Below are 14,162 nucleotides of genomic sequence, written 5' to 3'. Positions count from 1 at the left end.
ACACGTTTAGACTCTTAGAGTGAAAACACCACGTTCGCCCACATATAAGCAAGAGCTAGAAACAAATGAGTTTCTATTGCTCTAATAAAAATTCAAAGTGTTGAATGACTATCTCTCTCTTTGACCTGTCTTAATCATACAAGCTAAACCTTAAATGAAACGTAAAATGATAAGAAGGATTTATGAACAAGTTTAAAAAAAGATGAAAGAATCGTGACGATATCAAAAAAGATAAAAAAACCTTCCAAAAGTTGGAAGGTTATAGATGTTTAAATGTAGTGATAAAACCATTTTCAGACCAGTCTAAAATATACACAGCTTTGTCATGAACATCATAGATTACTTTTTCAGTTCGATCAGTTAAAAATGGTGCAACTTTTGTATAATCCATTTGGGGTGCTTTAAAAAAGATTATTAAACTTTCCTTAGTGTGCATTGTAGCATCATTCGACTGAAGTTTCATTCTTAAATCAGACTTGACTTATTCTGGAAAATCAAAGAGACTTACTTCATCCATATTAATCACCTCATTTACATCCTATAAGTAGGGAATAGCATAGTGAGGTGATTATTTGCTAGAATTTGTTTTTTTATCCAGTGGAACAAGTGTGACTGACTCATCAGATTTATCACTACTTAAGACAACATTCTTTTTATCTTTTTTTATGGTTAAATCATCATCTAGTCCTAAATCGGTATTTTTTAAATGAATGGTTTCACCATTTAGGTCGTAATCCACTTTGTAATTCATGTTTGAAAGGATTGTTTTCGCAATACTTTCACCATATTCTTCGTATTCATTTGATGTTTCGCTTTTCATACTACTCGCATCAAAAGATAGAATCACAGATGTTTTGGTAAATGAAGCAACCATAGTCACTTCTTCATCTTTGTTTTCATCTTCTGTCACAAATTTCCAATCATGATTCATCAACTCTTTTTGAGTGACTTTATTACTACAACCAACTAATACAACCATCATTACTACTAAATAAATACTTGTCATACTTTTTTTCAATGACATTTGATACCCTCCAATAAATCCTCTTTTGGTTACTCCTTTTTGATACCCTTATTTATCATAACATAATGACGTGTTCTTACTAGATAAAATCATGATATCTTTCTTTTGACAATCACCACGTCATTTGTTAATTTGTAGTGGAAAATAATAAGAAGCTATGTTGATAGGCTAAATTAATTGATTATTTTCAAACGACATGAAAAGGGGGAATAACCTTGGTAAAACAGTTTTTACTTTAATCAAATGGAATAGTGCTGTCTATAAAGAAACACTACATCTACGAAACCAGGTACTCCGTAAGAGTGCAGGTAAACCATTATTAGTTGACGCACCAATAGAAGAAAAATCAGATATTCATTTAGTGATTAAACAAGATGGTAAAGTCGTTGGCACATTATTATTGCATCCATGTTTTTCATCTTGCGTTCAAGTTAAGCAAGTCGCTATTAGCCCATCCTGTCAAGGACAAGGTCTAGGTAAAAAACTAATGGTCTATGCTGAAGATGTTGCGAAACGATTAGGCTATACAACGATTTTTCTAACAGGAAGACAGTCAGCTTGGCATTTTTATCAAAAATTAGGTTACAGTGAGCTAATGGAAGAGTACACAGATGGAGATTTAGTGTTTAAAGTATTTAAAAAAGATATTCAACTTATTCCAACTATTAAATCAAAGAAGGAGATGAAAACAAATGGATGACAGTGATCCTATGGTAAGTGAAAGTGATAATAAACAGGTGTTAAAGGCAGATTATTATTGTCTATTTGTTTTTAGCGCCTAAATTTAAATAATAAAAAAACTCCCCCAACTTTTGAGGGAGTTTTTTTATTAAAGTAATTTTCTAGCCTCTCTGACACGTTCATTTAAATCAATTGTCTGACCAGACTTTTGCTTATCATAAAATTCAGCTGTTGCTGCAAACAACAAATCAGCAGCTGAGTTAAGGGCTGTTTCAACAGAGTCTTGGACAACTCCAATGATAAATCCAATTCCAACAACTTGCATGGCAATATCATTTGAAATATTAAATAAGCTACATGCAAGAGGGATAAGAAGTAAACTTCCTCCAGCAATACCAGATACACCAGTTGATGAAATGGCTGCTAATAAACAGAGTAGAAAAGCAAGAAGAAACGGAATATCCATTCCCATTGTATAAGCTGTTGCTAACGTCATGATTGAAATCGTAATCGCCGCACCCCCACTATTAGCAGTTGCTCCTAGTGGGATAGAAATAGAGTATGATTCTTTATCTAATCCTAGTTTCTCACATAACTCCATATTAATTGGAATATTAACAACTGAACTACGCGTAAAGAAGGCAGGAATGCCACTTTCTTTCATACAAAACATTGTTAATGGATAAGGGTTTTGTTTGAGTAGCAAAAAGACCATAAATGGGTATACAATAAATGACACAAATAACATAGTACCTACTAATAATAAAATTAATTTACCGTACTCGGCTAGTCCTTTAATTCCAATTTCAGAAATAGAATTAAAGACTAATCCTACAATCCCAATTGGAGCTAGTTGAATAATAATTTGAATGACTTTAGAAATGGTATCTGAAATATCTGACATGATATTTTTTGTGACGTCTGCTGCACTTCTCATGCACACACCAATAACTGCCCCCCAGAATAATAGAGACAGGTAATTGCCTTCAATAATGGCTTGAACTGGGTTCATGACAGCTCCAATGATAATATCAGATAAAATTTTCCATAAATCATCTGGAGCTTGTTGCTCGACAGCTACATCAGGTAAAACCAATTTTACTGGGAATAAGTCTGAGGCAAACACTGCAACTAAGGCAGCAATAAAGGTTGCACTCAAATATAAAATAATGACAGTTCGCATATGTGTTTTAATGCCTTTTTGTTGTTTAGATAACGAATCGATAATGAGGAAAAAGACTAATAAAGGTGCAATTGCCTTTAAAGCCCCGATAAAGAGATCACCTAGTATTTTAATCCAAGTCCAGGAAGGTACCAACATCCCTAAAATTGCCCCGACGACAATACCGATACAGATTTTTTGGATTAATGATAACTCTCTAATCTTTTTCATAGCGTTCTCTCCTTTTTGTAATATTAATATAATATACTGTAAAATGTGATAAAAATAAACACTTGTTTTGAAATTAATTCAAATTTTTTTCATTTTTTATTATATTATAAAAGATTTTAATTTGAAAACAGCTTATTTTAACACCGGTTTACTTGATTTTTTTTATTATAATAAAAACTAGTTTATTATGAGTTAAACTAGTTAAGAAAAGATGTACCAATTAATTTATTAAGTATCTATGAGAAAAAAAGATAGATACGAGTGTTTGCTGAAAAAATAAAAGAACAAGAAAAACTAAAACAAATATAGTATAATATCACTGATGACTTAAAGGAGAGAGATTATGGCGAAAAAGAAAACAAAACGAGCGCCTACTAAGAAGCAAAAAGAACAACAAGAGCGAACAACTTATTTCCTAATTGGTGTGTCATTTATCTTATTTGGCATTTTAGGTGGGTTACGATTAGGATTTTTAGGGATGTTGATGACAAACGTCTTTCGCTTTTTTGTGGGAAATTTGCATCTAGTAATGGCTCTTTATTTAATTATTTATGGAGCGCTTTTGATGTTAATGGGGAAAGATCCTAAATTTAAACGAAAAAGTTTGGTAATAGGTCTATTAGTATTTTTTCTAGGATTATTGTTATTTATTGAAATTGGTTTATTTAAAACGATTAGTCGTGATACAAACATCCTAGCCATGACATGGCAAAAAATTTCTTCTGACATAAAAGCAAGTAGTGTCACGCAATCAGTTGGAGGAGGGATGATCGGTGCCCTTCTTTATACAGTAACGTACTTTTTAGTGTCTAAGGTAGGCTCTTATGTGGTTGCCTTTCTAGCGATGGTAGCAGGTGTGCTACTTGTTTCTAATATCGGTGTGTCTCAAGTCGCTGATAAAGTAGTTGATTTTGGTAGTCAGTTTTTTCATTCACTAAAAGAAAAAAAGCAAGATCGAGATGAAAAAAAAAAACTGAATAAGAAAGATCAGTCAAAAGTTTCAGAAAATAAACCCAAAGAGACAAAAAGTAAAGAAAAAAAGCAACAAGAGCCCTTAATAAGTGATGATGAGGCAGGTGAGAAAGAACAACTGACCTTAGAAATTGATAGTTATCAAGATCATTATAAAAAGCGTGATCAGCAACAAACCGTTGAACGACCTAAAAAGGGATCAAAAGAAAATAAAATGGGTGAATCCGAAAAAGAAAAGCCACTCTTTTTTGATTTACCAGAAGGCGAAGAAAACGAAGATTATGAATTACCACCAGTTGAATTATTAAATGATATTCCACTCACTGATCAAAGTGCAGAATACAAATTAGTTGAAAAAAATGTTAAGGTATTGGAACAAACGTTTGATAGTTTTGGAGTGGATGCCAAAGTGGTGCGAGCAAGTCTTGGCCCCTCTGTGACTCGGTTTGAAATTCAGCCAGCTGTTGGGGTGAAGGTAAGTAAAGTCGTTGGATTGACCGATGATTTAGCCTTAGCTTTAGCAGCAAAAGACATTCGGATGGAAGCACCAATTCCTGGGAAATCATTGATTGGGATTGAAGTACCAAATCAAACAACCAGTATGGTGTCATTTCGTGATGTGGTTGAGTCAGAAAACAATCATGACGATTTATTACTTGAAGTGCCGTTAGGGCGAAGTATTTCTGGTGAAGTGATGACGGCAGATTTAACAAAAATGCCCCATCTATTAATAGCAGGATCTACTGGTAGTGGAAAATCTGTTTGTATCAATACAGTCATTTCTAGTATTTTAATGAAGGCTAAGCCACATCAAGTTAAAATGATGATGATTGATCCGAAAATGGTGGAATTAAATGTCTATAACGGTGTGCCGCATTTGTTGACACCTGTTGTGACAAATCCTAGAAAAGCCGCTCAAGCACTGCAAAAAGTCGTAGAAGAGATGGAAAGACGCTACGAATTGTTTGCTGGTTTTGGTGTGCGAAACATGAATGGCTACAATGATATGGTGAAAAAACATAATCAAACGACTGGAGAAAACAAATCAAGTTTACCTTATATCGTCGTTATCGTTGACGAGTTGGCTGACTTGATGATGGTTGCAAGTAATGAAGTGGAAGATGCCATTATTCGATTGGCGCAAATGGCAAGAGCGGCTGGTATTCATATGATTTTAGCCACTCAACGACCAAGTGTGGATGTTATTACAGGAATTATTAAAGCAAACGTCCCTTCACGAATTGCCTTTGCTGTATCAAGTGGAACAGATTCACGTACTATTATTGATAGTAATGGAGCGGAAAAATTACTTGGTAGAGGAGATATGTTGTTTGTTCCAATGGGTGAAAATAAACCTATTCGTGTGCAAGGGGCCTTTATATCAGATGAAGAAGTTGAACATCTTGTGGAATTTGTGACGAATCAACAAGAAGCAGACTATCAGGAACACATGATGCCATCAGAAAATACAACAACAAGTGGTTCGACTGAAGACTTGGATGAGTACTTTGATGAAGCAAAAGCTTTAATAATTGAAATGCAAACAGCGAGTATCTCACTTCTTCAACGACGTTTTAGAATTGGTTATAACCGTGCAGCACGACTCATTGATGAATTAGAAGAACAGGGGGTCGTTGGTGCATCTGAAGGAAGTAAACCACGTAAAGTATTAATGACTTATAGTGATGATGAGGCCATAGAAAATTGAATTAAAAGAGAGTATTTTTTTTACAAATACTTTCTTTTTTTATTTTTTTGAAAGAGTTCTCATATCAGATTTATCAATGATTAGTGCGAGTGAAAACTAAAAATTGTTTTGTATATTTAACATACTTATAATATTAAAATTCATAAAAAATTCATAAAATATTTGTTTTTTAGAAAAATTTTAACTATAATAAACATAAAGTTGTTCATTTAGTTTTTAAAACAACTTTAGGTTCTATTTAATGCTTTTTTATGTTAAAAAAGATTGATTAATTGGAGGAGAGGGTGATAAACAAGTAATTGACTTATCACAGGAGGGATAAAATGAAAAAAAAAAATCCTGTTTACTTCTTTGTATTAATACTGTCTATGGTAATAAGCATGTCAATTGGATGGCAATCAGAAGCTAAAGAGAGTCAAAAATCATCTGAAGCGAAAACTGAAATGACAACGAAAGATAGCACCAAAAATAGTGAAAAAAGTGTTAATGCCAAAGCAAGTAGTAGGAGTGCGTCGTTAAAAGGCGTATCAACTAAGTCAAATAAGGAATGGGGTGACTTAAAAAATCTAAGAGAGTTTAGCTTGAATGATAAAGGTTTGGGAATTGTTGCTTACAATTTTGGTAAGAGTATGGAAGATATCCAATCATTAAATGGAAATGAAGATGCAGCTAAAGAGATGATTTTATACGAAACAGGTGCTGTGGCATATGGATTGTCGGGTGGTAAAGTTGTTGATGTATCTGAACATATTGAAGTCGGTGACTTGGGAGATTTATTTTCAGTATCATCTAATGACTTATCAGAACATCACATTACTTTGACTGTTCCAGCAAAGTATTCTGGTACTGACAAAGATTTGACAACCGACATTATTATTTATACTGGTAAAGTGGCAAAAGTTAGTACGTGGGATGAGTTGCATGCAGCTTTAGTTAGTGCTGATGTAAAAATAATTGATGTTCAAAATAGTATGAAAAATACGAGAAGAACAGCTGTAGGACGTAGGGTAAATTATTTTCCTAGAGATAAGATGGATATCGCTTTGTTAGGAAATGGGTATTCCCTAGATTTTATTGGAGATTATTACACGTTCTCAGCGGGTGAAAGAGGCATTCACAGTATTACTTTGGATAATTTAGATCATTACAGTACTACTTACTATGGAGCTGTGACTTTTCAAAATATATTACCTGAAGAAAGTTTTTTAACATTTAGAAATGTTAATTTTCATGGTTCTCAAGTAACAGCATCTTACCAGTCTGTTTTGTCTTTTGAAGGGAAAAATGAAATCTATTCTACAGCTAATAAGTATACCTCTTATGATGGTCAAGAAATTTCTTTTAATGATACTAATCAAGCAGGACTTGAATGTCATACTATTATATTTAGAGAAAATACAGATACTTTGATAGAAGTAGAAAATGGGGATGCGATTGCAGTAGGAGCCTATCGAGCTAATAATGAACCTGTAGCTGATATACAACCAAGTATGGTAGTAGAGAAAAATGCTAATGTTAAATTCAAGACTTTAGGTAATACAGGTGAGAGTAAGACTTGGAATACTGATGGTGGGACGATTTATTCAGTTATTAGTATTCATAGAAATGGACGTATTAGGTTGGAAGAAGGGTCTCAAGTTACTGCCGAAACAGCCGAAGATACGGTACGTACTCCTATTAGATTAGCTTATCATGGAGCTTCTTTTAGAAGTTATGGCTGGCAGACGACTATTGATTTAGAAAAGAATAGCAAATTAAATGTGAATGTGAATGGTCCTGTTTCAAGGAATAATGCAGCAATGATACTTCAAGATAATTCTGCTATTAATGTTGGTGAGAATGCTTTAATACAAGTCAATGCTAAAAAGATGACAGCAGGTTCTCCAGTAATAAGAATGGGAACTAATTCCAACCTAAATATAGCTAAAAACGGCTTGCTTTCTGTAAATAAAGAAGGTGGGATTGGTAACATATTGAATCTAGGATCTAATTCTAAATTTGATGTGTCCGATGAAGGAACGGCAACCTTTATTTCAGAAAATGAAACTGATTCAAAGGATTCAATGATTTACGGTGGTTCTAATTCAAACTTCATTATCGGTGAACGAGGTAATTTTACTTCTCGTATAGAAGGCGGTACTGGTGTCCGAAACATGTTAGAGTTTGCGAGAAATGCTAATTTTACGTTTGCTAATGCAAGACGAGTTGACTTAGATACGCGTAAAAACACAAATGCAACGTTAATTAGTATGGATCAAGGAACATTTAATGCAAGTATCCAACAAGTACGAGCATGGAAGAAAGAAAATTCAAATGATGAAGAAGCCACGTATAATTGGCGCCCAATGTATAACATGAAAATACCTTATCGTGATCAAATTGTGACAACAAATGATGTGACTGCTGGTAGTATGACGTATGCTATGCGTGATGATTTTAAAAATAATTATAAAACACAAGATTTTTCACGTGTAGTCTTTGATTACATTCCTGATGTTAAATTGGCAGTAGAGGATATTAGCGATAATATTAAACTATCTAGTGGCCAAAAAATTTCTGGTACAGTTAATCCAGGAGCTTATGTGGCATTTTATAAAGTAGTTAGTGAAACAGACTTAAGCAAAGATACGTTTTTAACAACACCTTCTTATAATTCTCCTGAAGAAGGGGATAATAAACGTAAGTTTCACGTGATGGCGGATAAAAGTGGTAATTACACGTTTGATATTCCAAGTAGTGTGGCATTAAAAGCAGGAGAGAAAATTAGAGCTTATGCCTTTCTTGATGGAAAAGATGACACTGTCACTAAAGAAGTTCAAGATAAAACACCTCCAACTGGAGATGGAACGAACTATTATGAATCGTTGAATGCGTCGACACCGTTACCTGAAAAATTTGTTACTAACATCAAAGACAGTAACCCTAATAATAAAGGTTTTACTTATCAATTCAATAAGGAAACGCCGCAAAATGTAGTAGATGGTTACATGTCACAAATGGGTGAACATGTTGTTAAGGTGGATGTGTCAGATGATGCAGGTAATACGGCAACTTTTGATGCTAAATTAACTATCGTTAAAACTGAGACTAATTTAACATCTAAAGATTTATCTATTTCATTTAAAGACTTACGACATATGTCAGAAGATGAAATTAAGCAGTATATCGTAAAAAATGGCAATCTTGAAGCGTATAAATTGTCGAATGGTAAAAAAATTGATTTGACTAACTTTATTTCGGTGAAAGATTTAAATGGGTTATCAGATTTAGCTAATATTAAACCAACGCCTTATAAAGTCTATCTTGTTGTTTCAGCAAAAGATGCAGGAAGAGAAACGGATATTTTAGGTAATATTAATGTCACAGTTACGGATATTGATTCGGTTATAACGCTTAAATTTGTCAATGAAGTAGGCAAAGTCATGGATGATTACACAACGACAATTAAGGCACAAGTTGGTGACGTCATCGATTTAACTAAGAATGAAACATTAGCTAAGCAAATCGCACAATTAAGTCAAGATGGTTATCTGATAAATCAAAGTAAACGTCCTGAAAATGAAGCATCATTTAATGTGACAGATACCGAGATGACAGTGATTTATACAGTACTTGGAACGGTACAATTCAAATCCGTGCCAACTGCGCTTGATTTTGGTACAGTTAAGTTCATTGCAATGCCTAATCGTGTAGAAAAACCAACATATGATAAAGAGTTAGTCGTGCGGGATACACGTTCTGGTCAAGCGGATGGCTTTAGAGTAACAGCCGCTGTTACTACCCCCTTACAAACAAAAGATGGTAAAAAGCTTCAAAACGTTCTGAGATATGTGTTGTCAGGGGAAGAAGTGATTCTTTCTGATGCGGCTCAACCTATCTATCGTGTTGATACTGGTAAAAATGGGCTACACGATATCAGTAAAGACTGGAGCGATAAAAAAGAATCCGATGGTATTAAATTACAACTTGGATCTTCAGGTGATATCCATACTGGTCAATATACCGGAGAAATCACTTGGAAAATTATGGAAGGACAACCTTAAGGAGATGAAAGGATGACAAAAAAAAAGAATCACTTTTTAATCTGTTTAATGGTTGTGCTAATGAGTATTTTAACAAGTCCCTACGTTGTGTTAGGAGCTTCTGCTAATGGACAAGTCGTCGTACCCAGTGAAATATCCTTTTATGAAGATGATCAAGGAACGACAAAGAGTAGTAGTTCCACACCACAATCGTCTTCCCAACCAAAGAATAGTGGCTCTACTACAACCAAGGATAAAGGTATTTTACCTCAAACTGGTGAAATCATAAAAAATTATGGTTTTATTGGTATAGCAATTCTTATACTGGTTGTGTTATTGTTCTTTTTACGAAAACGTAGAAAGGATGATGACGATGAAAATTAGTGGAATGACATCACTTTTTGGAGGAATGATTACTTGTACAGCATTAATGTTTTTAGTTGCTGGTAGTAATAGCGTACTGGCTCAGAATGATGAATTAGGAAATAAAGGAAGTCTCAAAGTGGAGACAACAGATAAAACTGAGCCACTCGACCCTGAAAATCCTAGCAACCCAGTTGACCCAGATACAGATTATTCAACAACTGGAGATTTGAGAATTGATTTTGTTTCACCAATCAATTTTGGTGCAAATAAAATCACTGAAACAAATAGAAAATATGCTGCATTAGCACAACAATATGTTGGTGATACACCTGCTAGAGCTAATTATATTCAGGTTACAAATCAACAAGACACAGAAGTAGGTTGGTCGCTTCAAATTAGACAAGACCACCAATTTACTAGTGTCACAAAAGATCCACGCTTGGCTGATGAGTTAAAAGGAGCCGTTCTTTCTTTGGACAAAGGATGGGCAAACTCTTTAAGTGAGAGTCGCCCCCCAACTGTGACAAGAGAGACCATCGCGATCAATGAGATGGGCGTTTCTTATGAAGTCGCATCAGCCAAGCCTAAAGAAGCACGCGGAACATGGTTTATATCATTTGGTGCTTCTGAGCAAAATCACAACAATCAGACAGCTACTCTGTCACCTGCTGTTGATGACAAAAAAAATCAATTGGTAGATGAAAAAAACAAAAAGCCAATTATTAAAAATTCAGCAGTGACATTGACAGTTCCTGATTCTGTGACGATTCAACCTGTTTCTTATGAAACAGAATTAACATGGGTGTTAGGTAAATTGCCTTAACATATATATATAAATTTTTAGGAGGAGAAATATAATGAAAGCAAGAAAAATTTATTCAACAGCTCTATTAGCAGTTTTAGGCGTATCAACTTTAGGCGCTCCTTTATTGGCATCAGCTGAAGCAGGATCTTTAACATCTAAAGGTTCAGTAAAAGTTGAAGAAGGTACTGCCGGTGGTACTGATACACCAACAGTCGATCCAGAAAATCCTGGTGAAACTTTACCAGATCCAGATCCAGACTCACCAGGTGAAAACAAAAACCCTGATACAGGATCTCTTGTTCTTGAAAGAACTACAGACTTAAACTTTGGAACAATCAAAACATCAGCAAACGATGTAGAAGCTTTTGCTGCACCAGTAACATTTAATGACAAAGCTAAAACTCGTGGTGCTTATGTACAATGGGCTGACGTTCGTGCCGGTGGTACTTACGGATACACAGTGCAAGCTCAATTAACAAAACAATTCACATCAGGTGCTAATGTATTAAAAGGAGCAACACTTGACTTTTCAAATGGTATGGTAGCAGCACAAGCCCAAACAAATGATAGCACAGCTATGAGTCAAGCAGTACCTGGTAACGTTAAAAATGCTTTCACATTAACTGATACAGATGGAGCAGAAGGTCCTGCTGTCACTGTTGTAACAGCTGATAAAACAGCTAAAGAAGGTAAAGGTCGTCTTACTATGGAATTTGGTCAAAGTGCTGATTCTAAGACAGGTACTCCTTCAACAGATGACAAATCTGTTAAATTAACTGTTCCTGCTGCAACAGCAACTGACATGGTTAAAGGTGACTATGAAGCAGAAGTAAAATGGTCAATTGTAGCTGCTGAATAATTTGTGTTATAATTAAGATACAATTGAATTCTGTCAAAGTCAGCTTCAAAACTGGCTTTGACTTTATGTGTTTATGGATGTAAATAAAAATAGTTATGCGGGGTTTGAATATGAGGGGAAAATTACGAGTATGTTACAGGTCACTGTTGTTAATTGGAATAATGTTACTTAGCTTATCTATGACAAGCTTTGCGGCAGATGATCAAGAGGCAACCACTGGATTTAATTACAAAGTCAATTATCCGGATAGCCAAGAAGATAAAAGTTTAGGTTATTTTAAATTAATGCTTAAACCAGGACAAAAACAAGATGTATCCATCACTTTTAATAATCCGGGTAAAGAAAAAATTGTGGTTTCGGCTGATATAAACAGTGCAAAAACAAACCAAAATGGCGTGATTGAATACGGAAAATCGACTTTAGAAAAAGATAAATCGTTAAAATATGATTTGAAAGATGTGATGAAAGGTCCAGATAAAGTTGAATTAGCAGCAGGCGAAACCAAAGACGTGTCTTATACCATTACCATGCCAAAAGAAGCCTATGAAGGGGTTATTGCTGGTGGGATTGAGTTGCAAAAAGAGAATCAAAAAGGGACAGCCTCTGAACAAGGTGGGACCAGAATTATCAATAAGTATGCCTATGTTATCGGGGTTGTTTTACAAGAAGACACAAAAGATGTGCCACCTGAATTAAAATTAAACAAAGTAGCAGCTGGTCAAAGTAATTATCGAAATGCTATTTTTGTTAATTTTTCAAATATTATGCCGTCATATGTCAATGATATGACAACCGAAGTTAAAATTATGAAAAAAGGCAGCGAAACAGCTCTTTATGAAAAAAAACAAACAGCTATGCGCATGGCTCCTAATTCATTGATTAATTACCCAGTTAGTATGAATGGTGAAGCAATGGTGCCAGGTCAATATGTTGCGGATATTTTAGTTACATCTGATGAACGAAACCAAAAATGGCATTGGAAACAGGAATTTGAAATAACCAGTAAAGAAGCAGATGAATTTAATAATCGAGATGTGGGATTGGTACAGGAAAAGGGCTTTAATTGGAAGTTAATTCTTTTAATTGTTGGAATCTTATTGTTGATTATTATTATCATTGTTTTATTGGTTCGTCGTAAAAATAAAAAAGACGAAGAAAAATCAAAAAAGAAAAAAGGTAAAAGTAAAAATAAAAATCGTAAGAAAAATAGATGAGTTATAGGGGAATAAAGATATGCCAAATATAGACACAGAATTAATATATATAATTGTATTATCAATAGGATGTTTGACTGTGATTGGTGTCTTTTATTTTCTGTTTCGCTTTATTTCTGTCAAAAAGCAATTAAAAGTTTTATCTAATACCAAATCCAAAGGAAAAAAAGCCAAACGAAATAAAAAACGCCAAAAAATTGTACTAGATAGAAAAAAACGTTCTGTTCTAACGTTATTTATAGTGTCTTTAATTCTCTCTATTACTTTATTTAGTGGGACAGCATATGCTAGGTACTATCAAGCAATGAATCTATCTAAAGAAGATTCTGAATCGATTGTGAATTCTTATTATTTAATACGTGATTTTGAAGATCAGCTAAAATTACTACGAGATAAAAAGGATGATCAAACAAAATTAGAACAAAATATTCGTCAATTATCCACCTCAATGGCAAGCTATGGTACAAAAAAAGCAAACAAATTAAATTCAGTAGATGGTCAACTTGTTTTAAATCGTTATTACAATTCAGTTAAACAGTTGGGGATGAACGCTAGTACCCAAACAAAAAACTTTTATGGTAACAGTGAGTTGGTTAATGGGTTTTTAAAAGATATTCAAAGTGCTAAAGACTATGAAGGAGACGTCTTTAGGTATTATAAAGTTGATAAATCTGTTTTGATAAAAGGAAAGTAAAATAAAAAAGTGTGAGCAAACAATACTAATACTGTTTGCTCACACTTTTTTATTTTACTTTCTAATGTTGACATGTGTTATGTTTAACTATTTATACTGTATTATGTCGTGAAAAGGTTATTTTAATTATAGATTAGTATTTATTGTTAGTAAGGTGTTCGTTATGATATAATTTATTCTTTAATTTTATCGTAAAATAACTAAATATTATTTAAATGTTTTTTAATAAGCAATAATAATCTTATTTATAGTAATTTACCTTAAATTTACATTTAAATAATAAAAAAGGAACTTTACCTACGATTTTGTTTTTTAAATATAGGTTATATATATTTGTTCATAATTTTTTTACAAAATAATTGTTTTTTTTTCATATATTATTTATAATAAAAAAAGGCTGGTTATTTTTTGATATTAATAGCAT

Annotated in this window: 11 protein-coding genes; 8 read left to right on the top strand and 3 right to left on the bottom strand. The window is 33.6% G+C overall.

The genetic code is table 11. From position 1 onward, the window contains the following. Nucleotides 1-259 precede the first annotated feature (259 nt). On the bottom strand, nucleotides 260-391 hold the full coding sequence (locus tag G314FT_RS08175; protein ID WP_257700444.1) for a hypothetical protein: 132 nt from the start codon (nucleotides 389-391) through the stop codon (nucleotides 260-262). A gap of 177 nt (nucleotides 392-568) precedes the next feature. Continuing rightward, nucleotides 569-1,024, bottom strand: a complete 456-nt coding sequence (locus G314FT_RS08170; protein WP_257700443.1) for a hypothetical protein — start codon at nucleotides 1,022-1,024, stop codon at nucleotides 569-571. 196 nt (nucleotides 1,025-1,220) lie between these two features. Here G314FT_RS08170 and G314FT_RS08165 point away from each other — a divergent pair, with 196 nt between their 5' ends. After that, nucleotides 1,221-1,724 (top strand): GNAT family N-acetyltransferase, encoded by a 504-nt coding sequence (locus G314FT_RS08165; protein ID WP_257700441.1) that lies wholly within the window; start codon nucleotides 1,221-1,223, stop codon nucleotides 1,722-1,724. Between the two features lie 129 nt (nucleotides 1,725-1,853). Here G314FT_RS08165 and sstT read toward each other — a convergent pair whose 3' ends face one another. Continuing rightward, nucleotides 1,854-3,098, bottom strand: coding sequence for a serine/threonine transporter SstT (gene sstT / locus G314FT_RS08160; protein WP_257700429.1), 1,245 nt, complete (start codon nucleotides 3,096-3,098; stop codon nucleotides 1,854-1,856). A 343-nt stretch (nucleotides 3,099-3,441) separates the two neighbouring features. On the opposite strand from sstT, the gene G314FT_RS08155 reads away from it, so the two are divergent. The 7 genes from G314FT_RS08155 to G314FT_RS08125 all read left to right on the top strand — a co-directional run bounded on the left by G314FT_RS08155 (nucleotide 3,442) and on the right by G314FT_RS08125 (nucleotide 13,738). Beyond that, nucleotides 3,442-5,778 carry a DNA translocase FtsK gene (locus G314FT_RS08155; RefSeq protein ID WP_257700427.1) on the top strand — a complete coding sequence of 779 codons (2,337 nt, stop codon included), beginning with the start codon at nucleotides 3,442-3,444 and terminating at the stop codon, nucleotides 5,776-5,778. 323 nt (nucleotides 5,779-6,101) lie between these two features. Then, nucleotides 6,102-9,821 carry a pectate lyase-like adhesive domain-containing protein gene (locus tag G314FT_RS08150; RefSeq protein WP_257700425.1) on the top strand — a complete coding sequence of 1,240 codons (3,720 nt, stop codon included), beginning with the start codon at nucleotides 6,102-6,104 and terminating at the stop codon, nucleotides 9,819-9,821. Nucleotides 9,822-9,833: 12 nt separating this feature from the next. Further along, nucleotides 9,834-10,184, top strand: coding sequence for an EF2685/EF0750 family sortase-dependent surface protein (locus G314FT_RS08145; protein WP_257700423.1), 351 nt, complete (start codon nucleotides 9,834-9,836; stop codon nucleotides 10,182-10,184). Then, nucleotides 10,174-10,989 (top strand): WxL domain-containing protein, encoded by an 816-nt coding sequence (locus tag G314FT_RS08140; RefSeq protein WP_257700422.1) that lies wholly within the window; start codon nucleotides 10,174-10,176, stop codon nucleotides 10,987-10,989. Before G314FT_RS08145 ends, G314FT_RS08140 begins: the two co-directional genes overlap by 11 nt. A gap of 34 nt (nucleotides 10,990-11,023) precedes the next feature. Beyond that, nucleotides 11,024-11,830 (top strand): WxL domain-containing protein, encoded by an 807-nt coding sequence (locus tag G314FT_RS08135; protein ID WP_257700420.1) that lies wholly within the window; start codon nucleotides 11,024-11,026, stop codon nucleotides 11,828-11,830. Nucleotides 11,831-11,940: 110 nt separating this feature from the next. Further along, the gene (locus G314FT_RS08130) at nucleotides 11,941-13,044 is read left to right on the top strand and encodes a WxLIP family cell surface protein (RefSeq protein WP_257700418.1); all 1,104 of its coding nucleotides are present in this window, start codon (nucleotides 11,941-11,943) and stop codon (nucleotides 13,042-13,044) included. 19 nt (nucleotides 13,045-13,063) lie between these two features. Continuing rightward, nucleotides 13,064-13,738: a hypothetical protein gene (locus G314FT_RS08125; RefSeq protein ID WP_257700416.1), complete on the top strand. Its 675-nt coding sequence runs from the start codon at nucleotides 13,064-13,066 to the stop codon at nucleotides 13,736-13,738. Nucleotides 13,739-14,162: the final 424 nt, after the last annotated feature.

It is taken from the genome of Vagococcus luciliae (genome assembly GCF_024637875.1).
Lineage (GTDB): Bacteria > Bacillota > Bacilli > Lactobacillales > Vagococcaceae > Vagococcus > Vagococcus luciliae.
Note: the sequence above shows the minus strand (reverse complement) of the source record. Positions and strands in the feature narration are given on the sequence as shown.

What these genes read in the sequence shown, in the direction of transcription:
- G314FT_RS08175 (WP_257700444.1), bottom strand. Translation starts at nt 391, where the DNA reads ATGGATTATACAAAAGTTGCACCATTTTTAACTGATCGAACTGAAAAA.
- G314FT_RS08135 (WP_257700420.1), top strand. Translation starts at nt 11,024, where the DNA reads ATGAAAGCAAGAAAAATTTATTCAACAGCTCTATTAGCAGTTTTAGGC.
- G314FT_RS08170 (WP_257700443.1), bottom strand. Translation starts at nt 1,024, where the DNA reads ATGTCATTGAAAAAAAGTATGACAAGTATTTATTTAGTAGTAATGATG.
- G314FT_RS08130 (WP_257700418.1), top strand. Translation starts at nt 11,941, where the DNA reads ATGAGGGGAAAATTACGAGTATGTTACAGGTCACTGTTGTTAATTGGA.
- G314FT_RS08150 (WP_257700425.1), top strand. Translation starts at nt 6,102, where the DNA reads ATGAAAAAAAAAAATCCTGTTTACTTCTTTGTATTAATACTGTCTATG.
- G314FT_RS08145 (WP_257700423.1), top strand. Translation starts at nt 9,834, where the DNA reads ATGACAAAAAAAAAGAATCACTTTTTAATCTGTTTAATGGTTGTGCTA.
- G314FT_RS08165 (WP_257700441.1), top strand. Translation starts at nt 1,221, where the DNA reads ATGAAAAGGGGGAATAACCTTGGTAAAACAGTTTTTACTTTAATCAAA.
- G314FT_RS08155 (WP_257700427.1), top strand. Translation starts at nt 3,442, where the DNA reads ATGGCGAAAAAGAAAACAAAACGAGCGCCTACTAAGAAGCAAAAAGAA.
- sstT (WP_257700429.1), bottom strand. Translation starts at nt 3,098, where the DNA reads ATGAAAAAGATTAGAGAGTTATCATTAATCCAAAAAATCTGTATCGGT.
- G314FT_RS08140 (WP_257700422.1), top strand. Translation starts at nt 10,174, where the DNA reads ATGAAAATTAGTGGAATGACATCACTTTTTGGAGGAATGATTACTTGT.
- G314FT_RS08125 (WP_257700416.1), top strand. Translation starts at nt 13,064, where the DNA reads ATGCCAAATATAGACACAGAATTAATATATATAATTGTATTATCAATA.